Here is a 22,992-nt window from a genome sequence, read left to right on the forward strand (position 1 = left end):
ATGAGTTGAGCAATGCAGTTGTATAAATGACCAAAAAGGAATGCTTTTTTATGACATTCCTTTTTGAGGCTATTATACGAGCTATTAATTATCCTTAAGGACATTAATTCTGAAATGGCAAACCGGTGGTTATTTTTTCCCAGGTTAGGTTGCCTACAAAATTACCGGTATGATTCGAACTTGTTGCATCTTGTGCAGAGGTTCCGGAACCATCGTTTAATTTCCAGTATCCTACTAAACCGGATTCATTTCCATTTAACCTTACATCTTTATTTGTATTAATGTCATTTGCAGATTTGGCTACGTTCCACATACGCACATCACTTATTTGACCCACAAATAACCTGGTAGCGTCATTAGCACTTCTGCCTATGTGAAAATTATTGGCATTGGATGTGTTAATAGGGCTTGAACCACTGCCAGTAATATCGGTTTGCAATTCGCCATCAATGTATAATAAAACATCCTCCAAACTAGCACCGTCAGTAGGAACCACAGCCGCTACGTGATGCCAAATACCGTCATTTACAGTTTTTGTTGTATTTATTCCTCCGCCTTGATACTCAACTCTTAATCTGCCACTATTTAAACGCATATCCCATTTTTGTTGATTCGATCCTATACCCCAGGATAAAATTAACGTCTCGGTAGTTTTACTGGCATCTGTTTTTATCCAAGCCTCCACGGTGCGTTGGGTACCGCCGGAAATGCCCTGGAACGTTGGGGTTTCTATATAGCTGGCGCCGTCAAAATTAACTACATAGATGCCATTTACTGAGTTTTCAAAAGCAACAACTGCGTCTTGTAGGGTAGCCAAGGCTGCATCAACAATAGACTGCCCTGTTGAAAGGTCATCGGCGACACTTTGAGCGGTATCTATCGCCGTTTGTAAAGTGGCTTTAGCTCCAACTGGATATTGCCCTAACTCGGAGCCTTCAATAGCAGTATCATGGATAGTCTGTGCGTTAGCTATACCGGCCAACAGCGCTGTAATATCTCGGTCGGGCCCTCCAATACGTGCGGCATTAAATGTTTCAACCGCGGCTTGCAAGGTTGCTAAAGCATCATCAATGTCTGATTGTGTAATCCCTTCGGTACTGCTTGCAATAATTTCGGCAGCATTTATAGCGTTTTGTAGTATGGTTTTAGAGCCTATGGTATAGTCCCCAATTTGGGTACCCTCAACGGCGCTATCATGTAAATCTTGGGCGGCATCTATTTCAGTATTAAGCGCATCAAAATCCAATGGGGGATTTTTAGCATCGTTAAAATCGTTTAAAGCTGATAGTAAGGCTGATAAGGCACCATCTATCATTGCCTGGGTTGCATCAGTATTATTGGCTACTACCCTTGCAGCATCAATAGCCGATTGCAAAATGGCTTTTGAACCCGCTTGATATTCTCCGGGAAAATCCCCTTCTACCGCAGCATCATGTAAGGATTGTGCATTCGATATGGTACTTTCCAGACTGGTACCATCTACAATAACAATACTTGAGTTATAGGTGTCTATAGCCGTTCTTAACCTTTTCGTCGCTAAATCTATAGTGCCTTGGTTAATGGCAGTTGTTCTATACGGTGCATGGATCTCAATAACGGCGTTTAAAATGGCCGTCGAACCTATAATTATATCACCATTCTTTTCACCTTCTTTACTAACATCAGCAGTAGTTTGAGCTTCAGTTAAAGTGGAATCGAATTCCGTATAATCAATGATATTTAAATCGTCATCGTTACACGAATGAAGTGTAATTATAGCTAAAATTAAAACACTAAATAGTTTTTTCATTGTCATTAATTTTTATTTAAAGTTTAGTTAAGTTTAAAACCTGGAGGTAAAATTATAGCAATTAATAAAACGGCTTGTTTCATAAATGGGGACTAAATGTTGCAATGCCATTATTAAACTATTTTTTTACCACTTTGATGGTGGCCATATGGGTGTTATCCTGATTAAAGGCCTTAACAATATAGATGCCATTGGCCAAAGCACTGAAATTGGCACCACTTTGTCCTATTATGGTTCTTTTCATAACTTTAGTTCCCAATACATTGAAAACCTCAATGGATTTTACATGCCTACTGCTAAAATGTAAATGGTCCTTAACGGGGTTAGGGTAGGCATTGAAATTTTCTAAGGTTACCTGATCAATGGCTAGGGTTAAAGGGTTGGCTCCGTTATATAAGTCTAAAACGTCCTGGTCTGATAAAGCTCTTTTAAAAACAGCTATATTATCCCATTCAGATTTAACATCTTTAGAGTCGCCATCACCATTAAGCGAGGCTGTTACAGCTCCCGTTCCAGAGTCTATAGAGCCTCCTCTGTAACTTAGGTAAACTTTAACATTGGTATTGCCTGTTAATCTACCACCATTATCACCTCCAACACCATCTAAATCACCTTCAATATATAATCTAAATAATCCGTCGGTATCATTATAAGTTAGCACAACATGCTTCATACCCTCAAGTAGGTCATCTCTAACAGGAAGCCGGCTACCAAAAGCATTAGCCGTATTACCTATTTTTAGACCATTCATTTGACCATTGGCAAACTTGTGATGTAAACGGCGAAGCGCCCAAACACCTGGATTAGGTTCAGAATCAAAAACAGCTATGGAAATAAACCCGGTATCTTGCACATTGCCTATGGACATACTATTATCACCATTCCCGGAACCTTCATATTTGGCTACAATGGAGAAACTACCATTTCCCAAAACCGTTTCATCTAATATAATATGGCTCTGTCTGTCCATGGAAAGAGTGTTATTTGTCCCGGAACCATCATCTGTTACACTGTTGGCTACCTGTGCTACACTGCCTAAGTCCTTAACCTGTACATTAGTGCCCCCGGCATCTACGATGGTAATCCCTGTTGGTTTGTCAGTTCCAAGGGGGTCAGCCTCTTCAAAAGTCCATTCGAATTCTGCTCCTTGTGCATATGTCAGTATGCTCAAAAGCATAAATAAAATCGTTGGGTAAATTTTTTTCATAATAAATTGTTTAAAAAGTTTAGTAAAAACACAACGCGATAAGTCCTGGTGAGTTAATGATTTAAGGTTTGGTAAAGCTACTTAACAATGTTTATGTAGAGTCCTTTCCCGTTCTTAAGAAAGGGGTATAAATGTTGCAAAAGGGCTTTTTTCCAAATAGTACTAAGGACCAGGATGTCTTGAATAATTTTTTTAAGTTTAATTTTTGAAGAAGCCCAAATCAAGCATGATTTAATGGATTTTAAAAGAAATGTGATTATAAAACAATAGTTATTAATATGTTGTAAATGAAGTTGTTAAAACAGGTTTTTAAAGCGTCTTAAATCACTTTGAAACTTTGTCCTTTTGGCTTGGGGTTTTTAGTTTTTAAGGTCTCAAAAGCATGGCCTGCAACATTTGTAGGTAACAATTAAGATGTCCATGAAATAGCTTATACATAATTTTACCTCACTTAACTAATATTAAATTAAACTTTAAAAACTTTTAATGTATGAATCTCAAGTTTATTATACTATTACTTTGTTTTAGCTGGGTTGGTGCAGTGCATTCCCAGAATACTGTTCAGGGTATAGTAACAGATAATAATGATATACCGCTTCCTGGGGTAAATGTTATTATTAAGGGGACATCCAATGGTACGTCAACAGATTTTGATGGGAACTTCACAATTCAGGCCAATGCTTCCGATGTCTTACAGTTTTCTTATGTAGGTTATATAACCCGGGATATCCCTGTGGGTAATCAAACAACCATCGCTATTAAGTTACTGGAAGATACCCAACAATTAGAGCAGGTAGTGGTTATTGGTTACGGTACCAGTAGTAAAAAGGAATTGGTATCTGCCGTGGCTTCTGTAAGTGGAGAGGCTTTGGAAAATCAACCTGTGGCAAGGGTAGACCAAGCTTTGCAAGGACGGGCCGCTGGGGTTGAAGTAACCTCCAACAGTGGAGCACCCGGTACCGGAGCAACCATTAGGATTAGGGGGAATAGCTCTATTAATGGGAACAATGATCCACTGTTCGTGATAGATGGTTTCATTGTAGGCTCAGGTTTTAACCTTAACAATATTAATGTTAATGATATAGAATCTATAGAGATTCTTAAGGATGCGACTGCATTATCTATCTACGGAACACGTGGAGCAGCAGGTGTGGTATTGGTAACCACAAAAAGTGGTAAGGGGGTAACAACCGGGAAACCCACTATATCTGTGAATCTTTATACGAGTATTGACGAAGTAACTAATCAAATCGAATTGCTGGGTGGCTCGGATTATGTGGATTATGTTAATGAAGCCGGTCAATTTGTGCCGGGAACGCCAATTGATGTAGGTGGAGTACCTGTTTCAATAGGACAAACCGATACGTCTTTGCCACTGCGATTTGATCCAAATCAGGTGCAAACTACAGATTGGTTGGATTTAGTAACACAGTCGGGCCTTAAACAAAATCTGGATGTTTCGATCAGGGGGAATGCCGAAAGCATAAACTATTATAGCTCTATTAACTATTTTAAACAAGAGGGGGTTTTAAGAAATTCCGGCATTGAAAAAATGGTATTTAGGAATAATATGGATGTCGATTTATCGGATCGCTTTAAAGCAGGTATTCGTTTAAATATCTCGAGACAAAGAAGAGAGAATAATAAAGTAAATTATGGGAGTATTGTTAGTAGTGTCCTACCCATAAGAACGGTCTTAGATGATAATGGCAATTATACAGATGAAAACCCAATTAGCGGGTCATTGCAAAGAAACCCTGAAGCTGATATACGATTAAGGGTAGATCACGATTTGGTAACCAATATTATAGCAAATGCATATTTTGAATATGAAGTTGCTAATGATTTAAAGCTGAAATCCAGTATCGGGGCAACTTTAAATTATTTTAAGAACAATCGTTATCTTCCTGGTCTTTTACCGGAACGTTTAGCCGTTAATGTAGGAGGTGAAGGAAGGATAAATACCAACCAATCTAAAAATATCCTACAGGAGAATACCCTAACATTTGTTAAAAACTTTGGTAAACATAAATTTAATGTGTTGGGTGGTTTTACTTGGCAAAAAACTAATAATGAATCAGTAAGCACCCTGGCTGGAGGTTTCCCTTTTGATGTTTTGGAATTTAATGGATTAGGGATTGGTTCCGACCCGGAAACTTACCAAGTGGATTCAGGTTACAGCCAAAGAACCTTAGTGTCTTATTTAGGGCGTATGACCTATTCATTTGACAAAAAATATATACTGACCCTGGTAGGACGATATGATGGCTCTTCAGTATTTGAAAAAGGGAATCAATATGCCTTCTTTCCTTCTGTAGGTTTAGCTTGGAATGTTGATGAAGAGTCTTTCATGGAAAACGTAGATGTTATTAATCGTTTAAAACTAAGAGGTAGTTTTGGAGTCGTGGGTGAGCAGGGTATTTCTCCCTTTAATTCTTTAGATCGCTATAACCCGACTTTTACCTATTTCAATGAAAATTTATATCCTGCGGTGGTTTTGGGGTCTCCCGCATCAAGAGGTTTGGTTTGGGAAACTACGGAGCAACTGGATGTAGGTTTGGAATTAGGTTTATTGAATAACCGAATAAGTTTTGAAGCCGGCTATTACAAAAAGACTACAAAAGACCTGTTACTTAACACAGCCATACCTAATACGGCCGGTATAGGTAGATTAACACGTAACATTGGTAGCGTAGAAAATCAGGGAATAGAACTGTTGTTAAATACAACAAATATTAATAATGATAATTTTGAATGGTCCACTTCTTTGAGTGTGTCAGCAAACAGAAGTAAAGTTTTGGATTTAGGGGGCGAAGATGTGATTACTTTACAATCTACCGGAAATCAAGGTGGTTCTTCTGCTGCCTTAATTGTAGGGCAGCCATTCCCGGTTTTTATAGGAGCCGAGTACCTGGGAACTTACCAGGATCCGCAACAAATTGTTGATGATAACCGTGTAGGGAGGTCCTTTATCGGAAGTCCAAGATTTAGGGATTTAGATGGTAATGGAACCATAAACAATCAGGATGCTCAAGTCCTAGGAAGTCCTGAAGCCGATTTTTATGGTGGATTTAGGAATACATTTAGATATAAGGGCTTATCCTTAGATGTGTTTTTTCAAGGTTCTTACGGTAATGAGGTATTCAATGTCCTTACGCAAACCTCTTTTTATGGTCGTGGAGATCAAAACTTAGACCGAAGGGTTCTGGACAGATGGCGTCAGGGTATAGATGAGGTTTCCAATATACCTCGGGCCGGGACTTCTACCTCATTGTTCAATCCTAACAGTACCGTAAATGTGGAAGATGGTTCTTTTCTAAGACTTAAATCGGTAAGTCTGTCTTACGATTTACCACTTGAAAATACAACGCTGAAAAATACCTTCAGCAGCATTAATATTTATGTTACGGGAAACAACTTGGCACTATTTACGGATTTTAGTTTAGGTGATCCCGAAGTAAATAATTTTTCATCCGGTTCCGGGTTTAATTCCGTTTCGCAAGGTTTTGCTTCAGGGCAATATCCGTATGCCAGAAGTATAGTAACGGGTGTAAAATTGGAATTTTAAAAAACAGAAGTTATGAAGAAATTAATAATATTAACATCAATTTTATTTTTTGGACTTGCTAACACCGGTTGCGATCCGTTTTTAGAAGAAGAACCACGAGGCGTTCTGCAAACAGGTAATTTTTATAACAACGATAACGAAGCTTTGCTGGCTTCAAATGGTCTTTATAGAATTTTGCACAAAGGGTCCTTGTACAGAACCCGAGGACTGGATAATTATTACGTTTCCGGTTGTGATTTGGTGGGACCAAGTAGAAATGTCAATGGAAACATTCACAATTACCTTATAGATGAAGGCGTAGCCGATGGAAATGCTACTTGGGGAGCTTTATATGAAATTGTAAGAAATGCAAGTGATTTAATTGCAAGAGCTGGCGGCAATGAAAACCTCTCTGAAAATGTGCGTAACCAGGTTCTTGGAGAAGCATACTTCTTGAGGGCTTTAGCCTATTTTCACCTGACTAACCTATGGGGGAATGTACCTTATTTTAGAGAATTATTACCCCTTCAGGAATTATCAACTATAGAGCGCTTTTCAAAGGATGAGATTAAAGCCGATATGAAAGCGGATTTAGAATTGGCTTTTGATTTATTGCCTGCCTCTTATGGTGATGCGGAATTGGGTAGAGCCACTAAATGGGCTGCCAAAACATTACAGGCCAAGTTCTACTTGTTTGATCAGGAATGGCAATTGGCCTTGGACGCCTGTAACGAGATTATAGATAACTCACCGCATAGGCTATTGGATGATTTTGCCGAAGTGTTCAATCAAACAGATCCAACAAACCAATACAAAGACGAGCATATCTTTGTGGTTGATTTTACCACGGAAGGTGTGATTGGTGATGCCGGAACTTCAAGAACCGATGATTATACACCTAGAGGCAGTAGGGACGAACCTGCAGTTGCTTCTTTAAGGTCGCAATTTTTAGCAGACTTAGACGCCCGTGGAGAGGAAATGACCGGGTTCGCCTGGGCCGTTCCATTACCGCAATTTGCAAATCAATCTAACTGGGATCCAGACGATTTAAGGTATGACGCCACGATTGTAACGGAGTATATAGGGTACCAATTACAGTTTCCATATTTTAGAAAGAACTGGAATGTGACCAAAACATCACCCAGGTTTGACCATCACGAAAACTACATTGTATTCCGTTTGGCAGATATTTATTTAATGGCCGCAGAAGCCGAAAACGAATTAAATGGTCCTAATAATGCTTACACTTATGTAAATACGGTTAGGGAACGTGCCTTTGAACCCGATAAACCATGGTCAGGTTTGTCTGAGGAACAATTTAGATTAAACATTCGTGATGAACGTAAGTTTGAGTTAGCCGCAGAGGGACATAGAAAAATGGATTTAATTCGTTGGGGCATATTGCTCGATGTTGTCAGATCTGTCCAACACAGACCCTTCAATAACCCGGCCGCCAACATACAGCCAAAGCATGTGTTATTACCTATACCACAGCAAGAACTTTTGTTAAACCCCAATTTATTGAATACTGACCCAACAAATAACGGATATAGATAAATAGGTTTTATAAAAGGACATAACATGCTAGTAACCCGTATTACCATGTTGTTTTTAAGAATAGATAAATAATAAAGACTCATATATGAAAATGTTAAGAAATGTTCTATTAGCGGTTATTTTGATAATATCGGCTTCTTGTAAAAATGAGAAAAAGGAGGACCTGGGTTCAAAAATAGTATCTAGCGATAATGAAATACGAAAGCCTAATATTATTTACATTTTAGCCGATGATCTAGGATATGGGGATTTGAGCATATATGGTCAGAAAAAATTCTCAACGCCCAACATTGATAAATTAGCAAAAAATGGCATGTTGTTCACCCAACATTACTCAGGAAGTACGGTATGTGCTCCATCGCGTTCTACCCTAATGACCGGGATGCATACAGGACATACCGTTGTAAGAGGTAACAAGGAAATAGATCCTGAAGGACAATATCCAATTCCAGACGAAACGTTTACCATTGCAGAAGCCCTTAAAAAGGCAGGTTATACTACAGGAGCGTTTGGTAAGTGGGGATTGGGATACCCGGGATCAGAAGGGGACCCAACAGCGCAAGGTTTCGATAATTTTTTTGGATATAATTGCCAGCGCTTGGGACATAATTATTACCCAAGGCATTTATGGTCTAATAACGATTCCATTGTACTACCTAAAAATGCAGGATACAACAAAGGAACTTATGCGCCACAGTTGATTCACGAAAAGACCATTGAATTTATCGAGCAAAATAAAGAGGTTCCATTCTTTGCATACGTTGCATCGATTATTCCCCATGCTGAACTGGCTGCTCCCGAAGAAATTGTAAAGAAATATAGAGGGGAATTTAACCCCGAAAAGGCATTTAAAGGAATTGATGAGGGACCTAATTATAGGTTAGGACCCTATGAATCCCAGGCAGAACCTCATGCTACTTTCGCGGCTATGGTTGAAATTCTGGATGCTCAAGTTGGGGAAATCATGGCCAAAGTTGAAGCCTTGGGAATTGCGCAAAATACGCTAATAATTTTCACCTCGGATAATGGTCCGCATAGGGAAGGCGGGGCCGATCCCGATTATTTTGACAGCAATGGAATTTATAAAGGATACAAAAGAGATTTGTACGAAGGTGGTATAAGAGTGCCAATGATTGCCTCTTGGCCCGGTAAAATTAGGCCTAATACCAGAACAGATCATATCTCTGCGTTTTGGGATGTGTTCCCAACCTTTACTGAAATAGCAGACGTAAATACGCCAACTAATTTAGATGGTGTGTCATTTTTACCAACACTTACCGGTAATAACGAAGCGCAAGAACAACATGAATATCTCTATTGGGAATTTCATGAAAAAGGGGGCAGGCAAGCTGTTAGAAAAGGCAATTGGAAAGCGGTTAAATATAATGTGCTTAAAAAACCAAATGCCCCTATTAAACTTTTTGATCTACAAAACGATCCGGGTGAGGAAAATGATATTGCCCATTTGCACCCTGAAATGGTTGAGGTAATGGATAGTATTATTAGGCATTCCAGAACAGATTCGAAGGTCTTTACTTTTAGTCAAAAAACTTTTTTAAACGTCAATTAAAATGAATACAATGAAAAATATAAAAAATATAAGTATAACCAAGGTTTTAATGTTAACGGTAGTTAGTGTCGCGCTTGTTGGTTGTGGTGGTGTAGATGATTTAGAGCCGGTATTTCCGCAAGAGGAAGAGATGGTGGATCCTGGTGAACCTCAAGAAATCCCCGAGGTGAAAAGTGTTATTAATTTTGAAAACCCTAAACAGCTCATTGATGTATTTTACTATGATGTAAAACAAGGGAATCGTGTTATAACATCTTTAGATAGGGCGAATGAGATTTACAATATCGATGATGCCAATGGTATGCGTATTCCTATCTTTGGTAATATTGGGTCTCCGGCTCATCCCAGCGAAGGCGTGGTGGTAGAATCTGAATACGCTGCCATATTAACCTCGATAGATTTTGCAAAACAGGTAAGGGGCAATAGACCTTTTTCGCTATTTGCCAGTAAAAAATTGGAAAATCAAAATTCTTTCCCGGCATGGGTAAAAGATGCCAATGGGATTATTCCAGCTAAATATGCCATTTTAATAGCAGACTTTATAGAGTTTATGAATTCTAAAGGACACGATATTGAATATCTAGGTATTGACAATGAGTTTGTTTTCAATGAAGGCAAAATTTCGCCTCAAAAGTATATTGATACTATAGATGAGTTGAAACTATTAGCAGTAGCTAGAGGTTTTGAAATGCCTGTTTTAGTTGGCTATGAAGACTTTGGGCCGGATAAGCGCAATTGGGTGCAAAATTTATTGAATTTAGGAGGGGGAGACAAAATGGAAATATATGGAACCCATTACTATCCGGAATTCAGACCTTATCAGAGATTGTTAAATGATTTATCTTTAATAGGAGACACGCCTTTTTGGTCAACAGAGCCCCATTGGGATAGCAAAAATAATGTGGATGATTTAAATGAAGCCGAAGCAGCTTTAGTTACCTTATGGCAGCAAACAGACAATAATATGTCCGGTTTTATGTGGTGGAATTACGAAATCAATAATGGTATTCGAAGTAAATTAATGAGAATGGCTAGCGTCCCCTTATTAGGTGCCAGACCGATTGATATTAGCGATATTGACGGAAAAGAAATCATTGATCTTGGTAAGTTGAGTACCAGAGCCTTTATGGAAGACAATACCATTACTGTATATGCAGTTAATTTTTCGGGGGACATATTACAGAATTACGGTTTCCAATTAGAAGGAGCAAGTATCAAAGATGGTATAGAAGCTATTCAATGGACAGATATTTCTGGAGCTGATGGGGAATCCAGCTCGTTATCTGCCTTGGGAGATAGCAATGATATTTTTGGACTGACACTACCAAATAGGTCAATTACAAGGTTTGTTTTTACAAAACAATAGTGTTTTGTTAGTTTTAGTTGAATGTTTGACTTTGCCAGTTGTTTGTATATGCAAGTCAATAGTAATTTCCGGAACCCCATGTACTTGGGGTTCTTGGTTTATTTGAGCATATTTCGAAAATGAAAAAAAATAAATTTATAACGCTGGGGATCTTAATAGCATTCATAACCTTGAACACATCTTGTATGGATCAAGAAACCATTAAGAATGAAAGGCCCAATATACTGTGGCTTGTGGTGGAAGACATGAGTCCATATTTAAGCGCATACGGCGATTCCACAGCTGTAACACCAACCTTAAATAAATTTGCAAAAGATGGTATTGTTTTTACAAATGCTTTCTCTAATGGGGCACAATGCTCACCAGCCCGTTCAACTTTAATTTCCAGTATTTATGCGCCCATGTTGGCTACAGATTTTCACAGGGAAGCTCGCGCAGTTCCTAAAGCATTCTTTTTTCCAAAATACTTAAAGGAAGCCGGATACTATTGTACCAATAACAGCAAAACGGATTACAATGCTAAAAATTACCCCAAAGACATATGGAATAGCTCTAATAAAAAAGCCAGCTATTTGAATAGAGAGGATAAGAACCAACCCTTTTTTGCTGTTTTCAACTATGGAGGAACACATACCAAACGCATAGCAACCAGAAATACAGATAATAGAACACCAAGAACGGTTAAGACACAAGATATAGAATTACCACCTTACTTGCCCGATGTTCCCGAAATAAGAGATGATATTGCCTGGTATTATGACGCCGTGACCAATATGGATGACTGGGTAAAGAAAAAACTTAAGGAGCTTGAGGAGTCCGGGGAGGCCGATAATACCATAGTCTTTTACTATTCGGATCATGGGGGCTGCTTGCCTAGAGGTAAAGCCTATGTATATGATACGGGAACACGAGTGCCCTTGATGGTGCGCTTCCCGGAAAAGTATAAACATTTAGCCCAAACAACGGCTCCAAACAGAAACGATAATTTGGTAGGATTTGTAGATTTTGCACCAACCATATTTAATTTAATGGGGGTGGAACACCCCGATTTTATGTTAGGACAAGCCTTTTTAGGAAAGAACATACCGGAACCGAAATCGGAATTGTTCCTGTATAGAGCGAACCAGGAGCAAAGTTATATTCCTTCCCGTGCCATTACCGATGGCAGGTATAAGTTAATTTGGAACTTCAATACCGCATATCCTAACGGAACCAGACAATCTTACCAATGGCAAATGCCTTCTTATCAAGGTTGGGACAAAGCAAACATTGAAGGCGAGGTAACACCTCTTCAAAAGCGATTTTGGCAGCCCGTGCCGGCTTTACAGTTCTTCGATACTCAAAAAGATCCTTATGAGATTTATAATTTGGCCAACGAAATAAAGTATTATGAAAGGGTGACAACAATGAAAAAGAAATTGTTAGATCTAATGAAATCGGAAAAAGATTTAGGCTTATATCCTTGGTCTATGAGACGAAAAGAAGATAGCATACCCTTTTACAATTATATAAGATCTACAAATCAACCTGTAAAAGAGGTAATAGATGCAGCGGCATTTTCCAGTACGGCTACACCTGCGGATATGTATAAAATTAAGGAATACTTAAATTCCAAAGAACCCGCTATTAGATATTGGGCCACAGTAGGGGTATTGCAAATGCTTAAAAGGAATTTTATTAAGGAAGCACCAAAGGATATTATTTCTAATTTTAAAAATAATGATGAAAATAACGAAGTGCGCCTAATGAGTGCTGAGGTTTTGATCAATGCCAATCCCAATAACAAGGAAGCCCTTGAGTTTGTTTTCAATCAGGTTAAAGCAGATTATTTTATTGCCTATGCCACCCTTCAAAATCTAGGGGCTTTGGCCAAACCTTTGGAAAATGAGCTGGTGGCCCTACGACAGAGCAAAAAGCTAAATCAGTTCTATATTAAGTCAGCATTAATTAATACCGGATATTTACCGCACAATGATTTATGGGACTCTAGTTCTAATGTGGAAAAAGGCTATGATCACAGTAAATAGGACCTTCAGTTTTAGCTTTTCAATTTAAATTCCAATTAATCCCAAAGAGAATAATGAGTGCAATAAAATCACTAGTGCCACTGACTTTTGGGCTAATGTCCATGCTATTGACGGGACAACAGCAAACCATTGAAATAAATACTCAAAAAGGCCATGCCATAAAAACAGGAAGCAGTGGCTTCAATGTCCGTATAGCTGATAAGGTCTGGAACTATACCCATCCAGATTTTAGAAAAGCGGTGCACGAATTAAAACCGGGATGGTTACGCTTCTTTTCTGGTACTATGGGTGATGCCTTTAATGCTGCAACGGGACAATATGATTTGGATTATGCCTATATGTTCGATAAAAGCGAACAATACCTGACAGGATATAAGTTCACTGAAATCAAAGGACCTCATAGGTTAACCGATTTGTACCAGTTGCTCGGGGAAATAAACGGAAGATTAATTGTAACCATTAATGCTTTTTCAGAAACCCCCGAGATTACCAAAGAATTGGTGCGTTTTATAAAAAACAATAATATTGAAGTGGAAGTCTGGCAATTTTGCAACGAACCCTATTTTTACGTACCACACAGAGAGCGTTATTGGTGGAACGATGGGTATGATTACGCCCAAAAAATGAAACCTCACGCCGATGAGATTTTAAAAGAATTTCCCCAAGCCCACCTGGCACTTAATTTTACCTGGGATGGTATTTGGGCCTTCATGAAAGAAATCAATGCCTACCAAAAAGAACATGGGGCCTTTTGGAATACCTTTTCCAAACACTCGTATGCCCCCCATATTGGCAGGCAAGAGCCTTTGGTAGATGCATATCGCAGAGGAAATACCAAATTGCTCGAGGCCACCGGAAATGAAGCCATGGCGGAAATTGAAGAATACACAGAAAAGGATATCCCCATGTTAATTACGGAGTTTGGAGTATGGAACCGTCCATTAAATGGTATTTATTCCTCTATTTATAATATCGAGTATGTTATGCGCCAATTACAGCATGCCAATACAACCTATATAGGGGCCCATGAAGTGAGTAATAAATATGTTCCTGAAAAAGACTTCAACCATTTAGTGCTTGAAGCCTTTGAAGATAGGAGGTCTTTAAACACCGATAGTATTTCTACAGGAGTTTTAAAGACTTTAGAAGGAAAGGCCTTCTCAATATTTCATAAGGCTACAAACAATGTCGATTGGGTTTATCATACCGTACAAAATGGGAAGTTTACAGTGCCCGGATTGGAAGGGCAGACACATGAAGCAGGAATTGCGCAAAGTTATAGGGGCATAGATGGCTATGATTATTTGGTGCTAACAAACCGGGGCAAGGACTCCGGATTATACCAAATTCTGGTAGATGGAAAACCATTAAAACAATCCCTGAGCATAAATTATCTTAGTGCTGATAATTTAGAGGCCCAAGACACCCAAATTAAGAAGGAGATAATGCCTCAAGGAAAGTTAAGGCTAAGACCCTATAGCATAACGGTCGCTAAATGGAAAAGAGGGAAACAAAATCCTCCGGCACAACCTAGGATTTATAAGGTATCTGCCACCAGTAAGGGAGTTGATATAGTTTGGGGCCCCATATCTGGAGCCGATAGCTATCAAATTCGTTACGGTAACGATCCTAAAAACTTAAATAAGAAGCTAAAATTGGGCAAGGTCTCGTTTTATTTGGTTAAGGGGCTTTCAGAATCAAAAACCTATTACTTTTCAATAGTAGCAAAAAACCAATCGGGAAACAGTAAACCTTCCAATCCCGTTTCAATGGTTATGGAAACTCCGGCTACCCCTGAAATATTCAAAACAGCCAGACGCGATGACACCGCTACCATAATGTGGAGAAGTGTCCCTTATGCCAATGGTTATCTGTTAAAATATGAAATAGCTACCGGTGAAAGCAGGATCATAGATACAAAAAATGTATTTGGGTATCGGGTTGAAGATTTGCAGATGGATGTACCTTATTTGTTTTCAGTAGCATCATACAATGGTTTAGGACAAAGTACATTTTCACCTCCGGTTACCATAGTACCCAAAAAAAATGTGCCCTATAGTCCAAGAAATGTTTCTGTTAGGGAAATCAAAAGTGGTACAAATTTAGTACAATGGGAGCCGTTGGAAATTAATAAAACCAAGGTGTCCTATACTATTTTAAGAGGAACTGAACCGCATAAGTTTAACGTAATAGCCAGGGGAATTTCAGGGGTTTCATTTGAAGACAAAGAAATTAATGGCAAGCAACAATACTTCTATACAGTCAAGGCAGAAAATGCTTCTGGCGAAAGTAATTTTTATCCAAATATTGCAACACCTATAAAGCAGAATCAGGACTACGAAATTACCATTGAAAGCGTAGGTAAAAACGGAAATGGGGATTATGTGGTAGATGTTAGCTTCAGCAATATACCTTTGGATGGTCTTTACAGTTTTGGAATTATATATAATAACATATCATATCTTACGGTAGAGGAAAATAGAGTTGAAGCAAGTTCCAGCGATAAAAACCAGGGATCATTTCAGGTGATTATACCTTCCAAAGAAATAAGAAAAAATTCGAAGTTGGCCATTAAAGCCTTTGTAAATACAAATGGTAAGGATATTTTTAGCGCTGCTCCGGATAAAATAATAAAGATTGAATAAGTTAAATAATTAGTTTTTTGCCTTAAAACAACACTATTCATTAGTGCCAATCCGGGAGTTAAGAGAGTTAAACATAAACCTTATTTCTTTTTAGCTAAACTAAGATAAAAGTCAAAAAAAATGATGTTATTTGACTATATGAATTGAGATTCCCTTTTTATTGAATACTGTTTTAATTAAAGGAATAATAGTAAGTAATATTTATCTTTAAGCGTTTCTCTTAATTTTCTATAGGCGTTTTTCTTAGCGGTATGAACGGTGTGAGGTGAGATTTCTAATTGCATGGCTATTTCAGGGTTTTTCAAACCCTGCATGGAAAGCTCTACAATTTCTTTTTGCCTGTCAGGTAGTTTGTTTACGGCATTTCTAACCATCCTAAATGTTTCCAGATCAATGATGTTTTTTTTGTAGAACGATTCAGATTCAAATTCTTTTAAAAGAGTCATATCAACACTTTTACTTGATTTCTTAATTATATTGAGACAATTATTCTTTACAATAACGTATAGGAAGCTTTTAACACCTCGAATGTCATTAAACTCCTCTCTTTTTTCCCAAAACTTAACAAGTGCGTCTTGAGCTACATCCTTACTTTGATTGGGATTTTTTAAATACTTATTGGCAAATGAACACAATATGGGGTAGAAATCTTCAAAGAACTCTCTAAAGGCACCTCTATCCCCTTGTTTAATGTCAATAATAATATTTTGTGATGAGAGCATTAGTCAGGTAAAAGTAAGGCGGTAAATATATAAAATATCCATTTAAGAGGTAAATCAAATTCAGATGTTTTGCTTCAACCAAAAAAACAGAAATTAGGATTTTTTTAAATTAATGAATACCCATGTTTTAATTCTGAATTGTATTAAATATAGAACCCAAAGTCAAAAAGAATGAATAAAGAAGAGGAATATCTTAAAATAGCTAGGCTAATTGCAAGTGAATTTAATCTATCAATAAGTGATGAAAACCGTAAAAAACTTTATGATTGGTTAAATGAATCCGCGGAAAATAGAGATATATATAATGAAATAAAAAGAGATGGCTGGTATCAGTCGATGTTAGATTCTAATAACGAATATGAAATACAGGAAGGATGGAATAAGCTCAATTCAAGGATTAAATCTAAATCCAAGGTAGTAAAATTGCTGCCTTCCATTTGGAAATATGCAGCAGCGGTGGTTGTGGTTTTTGGTTTGGGGTATTATTTTAAGGATTATGTATTTAACCAATCGGTTGAAGATGATGTGATACCAGCGATTGTTGATACTAATGAAATTGTACCAGGAACTGATAAGGCTACTTTAACCTTAGAAGACGGTTCCCAAATTGCATTAGAAAAAGGTGCTTCCTTTCAAACCTCAAATGCCAAAAGTAACGGTGAACAAATTATTTATGATGCCGGCGATGGAAGTTCTAAAGAGCTTGTGTATAATTATTTAACCATCCCAAGAGGTGGGCAATATTATATAGTGTTATCCGATGGAACTAAGGTATGGTTAAACTCAGAGTCCCAATTAAAATATCCGGTAGCTTTTATTGATAATATACCCCGGGAAGTAGAATTGGTATACGGAGAAGCTTATTTTGATGTGTCTCCCAGTTTACAGCATAAAGGGGCCAAATTTAAAGTTCTCAACAAATCGCAGGAGGTTGAGGTGTTGGGGACAGAATTTAATATAAAGGCTTATAGTGATGAAACTAATGTTTATACAACTTTAGTTGAAGGTAAAGTTGCGGTAGACTTTAATGGTAAAAAGCAAAACTTATTACCCGGTCATCAATCTAATTTAGACTTAAAAAATAATGAAGTTTCTGTGTCTAAGGTAGATGTAAATGTTGTAGTTGCTTGGAAGAATGGAATTTTTAGTTTTAGAGGCAAGTCCTTAAAAGATATTATGAAAGTAATATCTAGATGGTACGATGTAGATATAGTCTTTGAAAATAAAGAATTAGAACAATTGAAGTTCAAAGGCGTTTTGGATAAGCGTCAGAGCATTGAAGAAATTCTTTCTATTATGAAATCTACAACTATTAATAACTATGAAATAAAAGATAAAACCATCATTTTAAAGTAAAATATCAACTTTCTAAACATATTGCCTATGATATAAACCAACTCACTCACAAAAAAAGGATAAAGTCTTACCCGCAAAAGTATAGAGCTCTATCCTTAGACATTATTACTAATTAATTAAAAGAATTAACTAACTATTTAATAACACACAAATTTATGGAAATTAAATTAACTGGTACGTGTTTTCTACTTAGAAAACGCCTCTTATCATTGATTATGAGAACCTTTATTTTTTTATGTTGTACTACCATATTTGCACTGTCTCCCGGCAATCTTGTTTCCCAAAATTCCAAGATTAAAATAGAGGAAGAAAAGACGTTATCCGTAGACGAGGTTTTTGATCTTATTATGGAGCAAACTGATTACAGATTTTTTTATGAAGAGGGAATCTTTAAAGATTTTCCCAAAGTTCGCGTAAAAAAAGGGATTATAAGCACAAATAGATTGTTAATCAAGAGTTTATCTAATGGAAATCTTGATATTACGGTTACTGACAACAATGCTATTCTTATTAAGGAGAAATCAGCTCCCGTTTCTAAAGAAAAACAGAAATATGAAGTTTCCGGGATTGTCACAGATCAAAACGGTCAGCCTTTACCGGGAGCCAACATTATTGAAAAGGGAACCAACAATGGTACTCAAACAGATTTCGATGGAAAATTTATACTGAATGTCAGCGTTCAAAATGCCATTTTAGTAGTATCCTATATTGGTTTTGTAACCAAAGAAATTATGGTTGATTCCAAAAATATAACTGTTGCTTTAGTGGAGGATACAGCTTTGCTGGATCAAGTAGTTGTAGTTGGATACGGCTCTAAGAAAAAAGTCAACCTTACTGGTTCTGTAGGGGTATTAGATTCTAAAGACTTGGAAGTAAGAACGATAACAGATGCCAGGCAAGCGTTGCAAGGAACAATAAATGGTTTGGCAATTGTGGATAGAGGCGGCGCTCCAGGACAAGAGGAGTTTGATTTAAAAATTAGAGGTATTGGAACATTGGGTAATTCAAATCCACTTGTTTTAATTGACGGTATTCAGAGAAATATAGCTGATTTAGATTCGGATGATATTGAAAGTATTTCTGTTTTAAAAGATGCAGCATCATCTTCAATTTATGGTTCTCGTGCGGCAAATGGTGTTGTTTTAATTACAACCAAACGGGCCAAACAAGATCAAAAACTAAGTGTAGAATATGATGCCTATGTAGGTTTTCAAAAGGCATCAACTTTACCCAAAGCTGTTGGGGTTGAAGACTATTTAAGGATGGTTAATGAGGCTTCTACCAATGTTGGCGGCAATGATATTTTTACAGAGCAATTTATTCAAAGTGCAATAGCAGGTAATGATCCGGATTTTGGATATGTGAACTGGTATGAGGAACTGTTTGAAAGTGGTAACGGTCTGATTTTAGATCATTCCTTTAGAGTTTCTACCTCAGGAGAAAAAACTAGAAACCTTTTCGCTGCCAATTATCTTGATCAGAATGGTATAATGAAAAATGCGAATAATAAAAGGTATTCGCTAAGATGGAATTCAGATACAGATATAGCTAAGAATTTAAAGCTAACCACAGATATATGGTATCTCCAAAAAGACACAGAAGCAGCTTCAGGTATGGAGATGGCGCAAGAATTTGCGAATTATAACCCTCAAATAACTCCTAAATATCCTAATGGTATATATGGAGTAAACCGTAACGGAGGGGTGGGGAATCCTCTGGCAATGCTTGAAGTGAGTGGTACTAGAAACGGTGTAATTAAAAACCTTACTACCAGATTTCAGGCAGAATATCAAATATTAGAAAGATTGACATTTACAGGTATGTTTGCTTATGCCAGTGATTCCTTTAAAGAAAAAACTTATGATGCCACTTATGAGTTTGTGTTTCCAAATGACCCGGAAACCGTTTCTGGAACCTGGGGCCCAAGTAGGGTAGAAGAAGTAAGAAGTAGCCTGGTAGAAAAAACAACTAGATTTTTACTGAATTATAATTTAGAAAGTGAAGATCATAAACTGGGTCTACTGGGAGGTTTCGAACAAATTGATAACGAAATTGAATCCGTGTCAGCCACCAGGCAAGATATTTTTAGTAATGATTTTCCACAGCTATCATTAGGTGATCCTAATTCATCAACCAATGATAGTTCGATCTCTAGTTGGGGCCTAAGATCTTATTTTGGAAGAGTTAATTATACTTATAAAGATAAATACCTAGTTGAAGCGAACTTAAGATATGATGGTTCATCTCGTTTTGCCGAAGGAAATAAATGGGGTGTATTCCCATCATTTTCCGTAGGATGGAGATTCTCTGAAGAATCATTTTTAAGCAACGTTAATTGGTTAAGTAGTTCTAAGTTGAGAGCCTCCTGGGGTGAGCTTGGTAACCAAAACATTGGACCATATCCTTTCTCGGCTTCAGTTGCTTCAGGTCAGGATTATACATTTGCGGGTGTTCTTACACCGGGTTATAGTCAATTGGCTTATGCTAATAACGATATTTCTTGGGAAACAACAACCATGTTAGATATTGGTATCGATTTAAGTCTATTTAAAGGTAAGCTTAATATTATAGCAGATTGGTACAAGAAAACATCAAAAGATATATTGTTTACTTTACCAATAGACCCTATTGTTGGTCTAACGGCTTCAGAAACTAATGCTGGAGAAGTTGAAAACACCGGTTGGGAGATCGAAATCCAGCATAAAAATAGTATTGGAGATTTTAAATACGGCTTTGGATTCCTAATATCTGATGTAAAAAACGAAGTTACAAATCTAGCAGGCCAAAGTCCAATAATCAGTGGGGCTCTTATACTTAAAGAAGGAGAAGCTATCAATTCGTTTTATGGCTATGAAACAGATGGTTTGTTCTCCTCACAAGCAGAAATAGATGCTCATCCCGCACAGCCAAATGCAAATACAGGTTTAGCTCTCGCCCCTGGTGATGTTAAGTTTGTGGATCGCGATGGTGACGGTGATATTGATGAAGACGATAGGTATGTAATGGGAGCTAATATCCCAAGATATACCATGGGGCTTAATCTTAATTTGGAATATAAGAACTTTGATTTAACAGCCTTCTTTCAGGGAGCAGCTAAATATGATTTATTCATTGAAAGTAACCCCAACGAAGGTCCGAATTTTGAATCTTTTACTTCAGAAAGATGGTTGGATAGGTGGACACCGGAAAATCAAAACCCTAATGCCCGTATGCCAAGGTTAACGTATAATTCAACTGTTAACACCGCTTTTACCAATGATTTTTATCAAAGAGATGCCAAATATGTCAGATTAAAGAATCTGCAGATAGGATACAATTTCCCGGATGAAGTCATAAATAAACTAGGAATTCAAAAACTTAGATTGTTCGCAACAGGCACAAATGTCTTTACATGGTCGCCACTTAATGAAGAAGGTTTCGATCCTGAGATGGAAGCATTGGGCAGACCTGTTTTCTATCCACCGGTATCAACCTATTCAATTGGTATGAATTTGAAATTTTAAAAAAAGAAAGATTATGAGAACAAAGAAAATATATTACAGATTATTATCTCTCGTATTGGTTTTGACAACCTTAGGTTGTGAAAGTGATTTTTTAGACAGAACCCCTGAAGATGAGGTGCCTGTTGAAGGTTTTTTTAAGACCGAGCAGGATTTATATTTTGCTGCCAATGCACTATATTCATTTTTAGATATTGTAAATACTTCCTATTTAGAAAATATTACAGATAACTGTACTAATGAGCAATTCTGGGTAAGTGGTTATCAGATAGCCACGGGAGGTGCTACACCTAGTGATGGTTTTTTTCTGCACTTTTGGGAGAATAATTACAAGTATATTCAAAGAGCTAATAGATTAATTGAAAATGCTGATAATGTAACAGATATTGATGAAGCAAAAAGAGCACAATACGTAGGGGAAGCTAAGTTTGTTAGAGCTTATTTATATGAGCAATTGGCAGGTCTTTTTGGAGCTGTACCTTTTGTGACAACTTCAATTGCACCGGATGAAACAGTCAATTTAACAAGAACGCCGGTAAGTGAAATTAGAGCATCTATTGTTAATGATCTTACGGAAGCTGCCCAAAACCTTCCTTTAACCAACTCTAATGAATGGGGAAGAGCAACAAAAGGGGCCGCTTTGACATTAAAGGCCAGAATCTTGCTTTATAATGAACAATGGGCGGAATCTGCGGCGGCGGCTAAAGAGGTAATAGATTCAGGGGTATATAGTCTTCATCCGGATTACACTGAATTATTTACTTATGACGGGGAAGGCAGCAATGAGATCATATTTGCGAGACAGTATGCGGATCTGCCAGATCAAACTCATATTTTTAACCTGGTGATTGGTTCGCCGGCCTTGCAAGGGTGGTCAAGTCATATTCCCACTAAGTCGTTGGTTGATACCTATGAGTGTATAGATGGTCAAACCATAGACCAATCACCACTTTATGATGAAACTACACCATGGACTAACCGCGATCCAAGGTTACACCAAACTATCTTGTATCCGGGCCGTGAATTTTATGATGGTGTTTGGACTTCTACCATGGATGGTTTCGATTTTGGCTCTCAAAAAGTGTATCTGGATGATGATAGAGATGGCGTTGGTGCGGGCTGGAACGAAACACATTCGGGGTATATGTTCTTAAAGTATATTCAATATAGAGATTACGATGAAGAAAGGTTTGCTTTTGAAGGTCATTCTATAGATTGGATTGTACTGCGCTATCCAGAAGTACTACTAACCTATGCTGAAGCCAAATTAGAAGCTGGTCAAGTTGATGGTTCTGTTTATGATGCTATAAATGAAGTGAGACAACGTCCCTCTGTAAATATGCCAACAGTTGGTGGTTTGTCAGATACAGAATTAAGAGAACTAATAAGAAGGGAAAGAAGGGTGGAGCTTGTTTTTGAAAGTCTTAGGTTAATGGATATTAGAAGGTGGCGACTTGCTGAAACAGTTATGAATGAAACTGTGGTTGGAGCCCCATTAGCAAATCCGGCAACTGTTTCTCCTATTATTTACAGAGAAGGGTGGCAAACTAATGTTTTTAACCCTAGTAAGGATTATTTATGGCCTATTCCTCAAAAGGCTATTGACCTAAACCCTAACCTGGAACAAAACCCAGGGTGGTAATAAATGAATGGACATAGGCCTGTTCTCAGGAGCAGGCTTATACTTCTCTTTTAGAAATAATATT

12 protein-coding genes are annotated in these 22,992 nt (G+C 37.6%); 9 read left to right on the forward strand and 3 right to left on the reverse strand.

Translation table 11 applies throughout. The annotated features are described in order from the left end of the window. Window positions 1-103: 103 nt before the first annotated feature. A complete protein-coding gene (locus Q0983_RS10210) occupies window positions 104-1,789 on the reverse strand; it encodes a LamG domain-containing protein (RefSeq protein ID WP_299552310.1) in 1,686 nt (561 codons plus the stop codon). Between the two features lie 118 nt (window positions 1,790-1,907). Beyond that, window positions 1,908-2,996 (reverse strand): T9SS type A sorting domain-containing protein, encoded by a 1,089-nt coding sequence (locus tag Q0983_RS10215; RefSeq protein ID WP_299552313.1) that lies wholly within the window; start codon window positions 2,994-2,996, stop codon window positions 1,908-1,910. Window positions 2,997-3,486: 490 nt separating this feature from the next. Between Q0983_RS10215 and Q0983_RS10220 the strand changes: the two genes are divergently transcribed. From Q0983_RS10220 to Q0983_RS10245, 6 genes are all read left to right on the forward strand, one after another. Continuing rightward, window positions 3,487-6,564 (forward strand): TonB-dependent receptor, encoded by a 3,078-nt coding sequence (locus Q0983_RS10220; protein ID WP_299552316.1) that lies wholly within the window; start codon window positions 3,487-3,489, stop codon window positions 6,562-6,564. 12 nt (window positions 6,565-6,576) lie between these two features. Next, window positions 6,577-8,100 carry a RagB/SusD family nutrient uptake outer membrane protein gene (locus tag Q0983_RS10225; RefSeq protein ID WP_299552319.1) on the forward strand — a complete coding sequence of 508 codons (1,524 nt, stop codon included), beginning with the start codon at window positions 6,577-6,579 and terminating at the stop codon, window positions 8,098-8,100. Window positions 8,101-8,185: 85 nt separating this feature from the next. Then, complete coding sequence (locus Q0983_RS10230; RefSeq protein ID WP_299552322.1) at window positions 8,186-9,670, forward strand: arylsulfatase; 1,485 nt, start codon at window positions 8,186-8,188, stop codon at window positions 9,668-9,670. Between the two features lie 10 nt (window positions 9,671-9,680). Further along, a complete protein-coding gene (locus Q0983_RS10235; RefSeq protein ID WP_299552325.1) occupies window positions 9,681-11,036 on the forward strand; it encodes a hypothetical protein in 1,356 nt (451 codons plus the stop codon). Window positions 11,037-11,155: 119 nt separating this feature from the next. Beyond that, entirely contained in the window at window positions 11,156-13,063 is a 1,908-nt protein-coding gene (locus Q0983_RS10240) for a sulfatase (protein WP_299552328.1), read from the forward strand. A gap of 53 nt (window positions 13,064-13,116) precedes the next feature. Continuing rightward, on the forward strand, window positions 13,117-15,708 hold the full coding sequence (locus Q0983_RS10245) for a hypothetical protein (protein ID WP_299552331.1): 2,592 nt from the start codon (window positions 13,117-13,119) through the stop codon (window positions 15,706-15,708). Window positions 15,709-15,884: 176 nt separating this feature from the next. Here Q0983_RS10245 and Q0983_RS10250 read toward each other — a convergent pair whose 3' ends face one another. Continuing rightward, complete coding sequence (locus tag Q0983_RS10250) at window positions 15,885-16,430, reverse strand: RNA polymerase sigma-70 factor (protein ID WP_299552334.1); 546 nt, start codon at window positions 16,428-16,430, stop codon at window positions 15,885-15,887. A 171-nt stretch (window positions 16,431-16,601) separates the two neighbouring features. On the opposite strand from Q0983_RS10250, the gene Q0983_RS10255 reads away from it, so the two are divergent. From Q0983_RS10255 to Q0983_RS10265, 3 genes are all read left to right on the forward strand, one after another. Next, window positions 16,602-17,786 (forward strand): FecR family protein, encoded by a 1,185-nt coding sequence (locus tag Q0983_RS10255; protein ID WP_299552336.1) that lies wholly within the window; start codon window positions 16,602-16,604, stop codon window positions 17,784-17,786. A gap of 215 nt (window positions 17,787-18,001) precedes the next feature. Then, window positions 18,002-21,289 carry a TonB-dependent receptor gene (locus Q0983_RS10260; RefSeq protein ID WP_299552339.1) on the forward strand — a complete coding sequence of 1,096 codons (3,288 nt, stop codon included), beginning with the start codon at window positions 18,002-18,004 and terminating at the stop codon, window positions 21,287-21,289. A gap of 13 nt (window positions 21,290-21,302) precedes the next feature. Further along, a complete protein-coding gene (locus Q0983_RS10265) occupies window positions 21,303-22,928 on the forward strand; it encodes a RagB/SusD family nutrient uptake outer membrane protein (protein ID WP_299552342.1) in 1,626 nt (541 codons plus the stop codon). The last annotated feature ends 64 nt before the right edge of the window (window positions 22,929-22,992 follow it).

Origin of the sequence: Seonamhaeicola sp., from assembly GCF_028281565.1 — a bacterium.
In the GTDB taxonomy this organism is placed as follows: domain Bacteria; phylum Bacteroidota; class Bacteroidia; order Flavobacteriales; family Flavobacteriaceae; genus Seonamhaeicola.